The sequence below is a fragment of the Sphingopyxis soli genome, from assembly GCF_018682675.1.
In the GTDB taxonomy this organism is placed as follows: domain Bacteria; phylum Pseudomonadota; class Alphaproteobacteria; order Sphingomonadales; family Sphingomonadaceae; genus Sphingopyxis; species Sphingopyxis soli.
In genome coordinates this window covers 1-4,393 of sequence record NZ_JAFMTR010000078.1, presented here as the reverse complement: position 1 = coordinate 4,393, position 4,393 = coordinate 1, and the positions used below count along the sequence as shown (strand labels likewise).

At 67.7% G+C, this 4,393-nt stretch carries 5 protein-coding genes; all 5 read right to left on the bottom strand.

The annotated features are described in order from the left end of the window. Positions 1-101: 101 nt before the first annotated feature. The 5 genes from J1N50_RS12525 to queF all read right to left on the bottom strand — a co-directional run bounded on the left by J1N50_RS12525 (position 102) and on the right by queF (position 4,101). Positions 102-1,643: an ArnT family glycosyltransferase gene (locus J1N50_RS12525; RefSeq protein WP_215353950.1), complete on the bottom strand. Its 1,542-nt coding sequence runs from the start codon at positions 1,641-1,643 to the stop codon at positions 102-104. Further along, on the bottom strand, positions 1,640-2,035 hold the full coding sequence (locus J1N50_RS12520; protein WP_215353948.1) for a GtrA family protein: 396 nt from the start codon (positions 2,033-2,035) through the stop codon (positions 1,640-1,642). Before J1N50_RS12520 ends, J1N50_RS12525 begins: the two co-directional genes overlap by 4 nt. Then, on the bottom strand, positions 2,025-3,059 hold the full coding sequence (locus tag J1N50_RS12515; protein ID WP_215353946.1) for a glycosyltransferase family 2 protein: 1,035 nt from the start codon (positions 3,057-3,059) through the stop codon (positions 2,025-2,027). Before J1N50_RS12515 ends, J1N50_RS12520 begins: the two co-directional genes overlap by 11 nt. A gap of 68 nt (positions 3,060-3,127) precedes the next feature. Next, positions 3,128-3,538: an acyl-CoA thioesterase gene (locus tag J1N50_RS12510; RefSeq protein ID WP_215353944.1), complete on the bottom strand. Its 411-nt coding sequence runs from the start codon at positions 3,536-3,538 to the stop codon at positions 3,128-3,130. Positions 3,539-3,630: 92 nt separating this feature from the next. Continuing rightward, entirely contained in the window at positions 3,631-4,101 is a 471-nt protein-coding gene (gene queF, locus J1N50_RS12505; protein WP_215353942.1) for a preQ(1) synthase, read from the bottom strand. Positions 4,102-4,393 lie beyond the last annotated feature (292 nt).

Below are 4,393 nucleotides of genomic sequence, written 5' to 3'. Positions count from 1 at the left end.
CGGCGGTCCCCCTCCCCATCGCTTCGCGACAGGGAGGATTTTACGTCCGCTCCCCACCCCAAAAGCGCCCTTCCGGTCCGCGCAGAATTCGTGCGGATGCCCTAATCCGGCGAGCCCGCATCCTCGCTCGGGATGCGGTAGAGATAGGCGGGGTCGGCCGGGTGGCGGAGCTTTTGCCAGATGGCGGCGGGGAGCAGGTGGTCGGTGCCCGTTGCCTCGAACAGCCGCGCGAGGTGGCTTGGCGCGGCCTGATATTCGCTGACCAGATGCCAGCCGGGTTGCGGGCGGTAGAGCGGCGCCGCGTCGGCGGCGATGTGGCCGGCGGGTTTCGCGGCGCGCAGGGGGTTGTAATAATAGAGGCTGCCCGGCGTCGGGGGCGCGGTGTCGATGCGGGCGGCCGCATCCGCCCAGCGGAGCGGGATTTGCGCGCGGAAGGCGGTTTCGGGGTCGGTGCCGATGCGCTCGCGCGGATGGTCGGCGAGCGCGGCGACGAGCGTTTCGTCGCCGAAGGCGGGGTCGCGGTTCTCGACCGCGATGCCGACAAGGTTCGTCCCCGCGAGCAGCGCGAGCCCGCCGAGCGCCGCCCGGCGCGTGCGGGGGCTGCCCTGCTGCCACAGCCAGCCGAGCGCGGTGCCCGCGAGCAGGCACGCCATCGTCGAGGCGATCATGAAATAGCGCGGGTTGAGCGGCAGCAGATGCTGCGCGGCGCCGACGCAGACGAACCAGCATCCACCGAGCAGCGCGATCTGGCGCGCGAAATGGCGCAGTCTTGGCGGGATGGCGCGCGACAGGCAGAGCCATGCGCCGAGCGGCAGGGCGAACAGCATCAGCGCCATGAATTCCTGGTTGATCAGCAGGACGAGCAGCGGGTCGACGAGCGGGTGGACGATGACGTTGCCCGCAAGGTCGATCGAGCGGTCGATCGTCGAATCATGGTGGAGCGCGATGTTGAAGCGGTAGAGCGGGTCGCCGGTCATGATACCGAGATAGACGAGTTCGAGCGCCCAGACCGCGACGAAGCCGGCGGCGATCCAGAGATAATTCCAGCGGCCGATGCGGTGACCGGCGAGGAAGAGCAGGCCGAAATAGATGGCGACGAACACCGCGGTCTCGCGCGTCAGGAAGGCGAGGCCCGCGAGGATGCCTGCGCCGGCCAGCCTCCGCCGGTCGGCGACGCCCGTCTCGAGACAGCGGAAGCAGAGCAGCCACGCGGCGAAGAGCAGCGCCATCTCGATGATATCGACGCTGGCGATCGACGCCTGCACCGCGATCAGCGGATTGGTGACGACCGCGACGAGCGCGGCGAAGGCGGGGAGCGGCCCCGCGACATCGCGCGTCGCGCGCCAGGCGAGGGCGAGGAAGAGGATCAGGTAGAGCAGCGAGGGCAGCACCATCGCGACCTCGTTCCCGCCGAAAAGCAGGAAGGCGACGGCCATCGGCACGGTGATCGGATAGCGGATCGTGCCGTGCCCGCCGACATAGGGGAAATGATCGATCCAGCCATAGGCGCCGCGCGCATAGGTGGTGTCGTCCGACGCGATGAAGCCGACCCACGACAGCGCGACGAGCAGCGCGAAGAGCGCGAGGCCGATCCAGAGCCCGCGGCGGCCGGGCGTGACGAGCGAGGCGAGACGGTCGGTCATAGGGGACGATAGACCCAGAGGCGCGAGAGGAGGAAAGCGGTGCCGACGACGACGATGTCGACGCCGAGCTTCGCCAGATAGGCATTCGCGCCGAGCAGGCGGATTGCGGCCGAGAGCAGCGCCGAGGAGAGCAGCAGGTTGAAGCCGAGCACCGCAAGATAGGCGGCGAACTGGCGCGCGGCGCCGTCGCGCTGCGCCCAGCGGAAGGTGACATGGCGGTGCAGGACGAAGCCGAACGCGGCGCCGGTGAGCTTGCCGCAAAGGTTCGCGGCGAGGAACTGGCCGGGAAACAGCGCGAGCAGCAGCGAATAGACGCCGAAATCGGCGGCGAGCACGACGAGGCCGACGAGGCCGTAGCGCGCGCCCTGTGCGATCAGCCCGTTACCGGTCATCTGCTGCGCGATCATCGGCAAACAGGTCGGCGAGGGTCAGCGTCGGCTGGATCGGCACCTTGGGCTCGTTCGCCATGTCGAAGGCGAGAAAGTTCAGGAGGAGCTGGACGCCGAGAATGATCGGCAGCACCGCGATCATCACCGTCCCCGTGCTTGCGATCTCGCCGGTGCTGACCGAGCGATACCATTCGGCGGCGCCGTAGATGGTGCCGAAGAGCAGGAAGATCGCGCCGATCAGCAGCTGCAGCGTGGCGGGCGAGAAGTCGCGGAGAAAATAGGTGTAGAAGATCCGCTTCACCAGCTCGCGCAGATGGGTACGCAGAAACGGCCAGAGTTCGTTTCGGATGCGAAGGTTGCTGACCTCGTCGGCATAGACCGCCTCCATCGGCACGTCGGCGACGACCGCGCGCGCGTTGCCGAGGTTGATCAGCATGTCGGTCTCGAAGAAATAGCGTTCGGAGACATTGGCGAACTCGATCCGTTCGAGCGCTGCGGCGTGGATCGCGGTAAAGCCGTTGGTCGGATCGAAAATGCCCCAATAGCCGCTCGACAGCTTGGTCATGAACGACAGCGCGGCGTTGCCGTAGAGGCGGACGCGCGGCATCCGGCGGACGTTCCACAGGCTGTGGAAGCGGTTGCCCTTTGCATAGTCGGCCTGCCGCGCGAGCACGGGGCGCGCGATATGCGGGATGAGCGCGGGGTCCATCTGGCCGTCGCCGTCGACCTTGACGATGATATCGGCGCCGGCGCCCAGCGCGGCGCGATAGCCCGTCATCATCGCGCCGCCGACGCCGCGGTTGACCTCGTGCCGCAGCACGCGGACGCGGGGGTCGCGGCACTGCTCGCCGACGTAGGCGCCCGATCCGTCGGGGCAGGCGTCGTCGACGACGAAGATCATCGCGACCTCGGGTCCGATGCGCGCGATCACGTCGAGGATATGCGCCTTCACGCGGTAGCTGGGGATCACGACCGCCAGCGTCTGTTTGAGCCGCACGCGGCCGGGAAGGCGGATCGGAGTCTGCATCGCGGCTTCATAGCCGGGAAATGTAAAAATATCCTGTTTTGATACAGGCCGGTAAGCGGGTGCGGACCCTATAGCTTCTCGCCCGGAAAGAAGCGCGCGACGACGTCGCTCGCCAGGCGGGCGGGGCGGAGGGTTTCGGCGTCGATGCAGCACCAGCTCGACTTCACCTCGGCCAGCACTTCCTCGCCGCGCCGGATCACCGTTTCGTAAAAGGCGCGCGCGCCCTGCACCTTTTCGAGGATCACCGTCGCGATGACCTGATCGTCGAGGAAGGCGGGGCGGCGGTAGGTGATCTCGTGCTTCAGCGCGACCCAGAGGTGCGCGGCGACCGCGTCGGGCGGGGCGATCTTGCGCCAGTGCGACAGCACCGCCTCCTGCACCCAGCTCAGATAATGGGCGTTGTTGACGTGGCCCATGAAGTCGATCTGGTCGGCGCCGACGGCGATGGCGTGGTCGTGCGGAAGGGCGGGGCTGCTCATAACGCTGACACTAATGTCAACAATCTGTGACGGAAAGATGAAATGCGACGGAAAGTGTCACAAATTGTCGCCTCCGCGCAGGCGACGTCATGCTAACCCCGTCCGCGGTACGGCGCGACGCCCTGGTCGGGGAGCCACAGACCGGCAGGCGGCGGGCCCGACTGCCAGAAGACGTCGATCGGGATGCCGCCGCGCGGATACCAGTAGCCGCCGATGCGCAGCCATTGCGGCTGCATTTCGTCGAAGAGGCGGCGGCCGATGCCGATGGTGCAATCCTCGTGGAAACCGGCATGGTTGCGGAAAGCGCCCAGAAAGAGCTTGAGGCTCTTCGATTCGACGATCGTTTCGCCGGGGGCATAGTCGATGACGAGATGCGCGAAATCGGGCTGGCCGGTTACCGGGCAGAGCGAGGTAAACTCGGGCGCGGCGAAGCGGACGAGATAGAGTTCGCCGCGGCGCGGATTGGGCACATAGTCGAGCACGGCGGCCTCGGGCGAGGCAGGCAGTTCGCTGGACTGGCCGAGATGTTTGGGCGCGAGCGGCGCAGGGGTAGAATCGGACATGGAAACCATCTAGGGACGCGCGCGGCCGATGTCATCCGCCGGGGTGACGGCGCGGCCGGGTTCAGGGCCGATTCAGCGCCCCGGCCCGATGACATGTTTCGGGATTGCGGACGATTTCAATGACGGTGCGGACGATCGGGCGGAGGAACGACAGGGCGCGGTTGCCGCTGATCGCGGTGGCGATGGCGCTCGCGGCGCCCGCGGCCGCGCAGGAGACGCAGAGCCCGGCGCCGACCCCCGCGCCCGCTTCGACCTTTCGCCTGCCGCCCGCGAGCGACGGCCGCACGCCCGG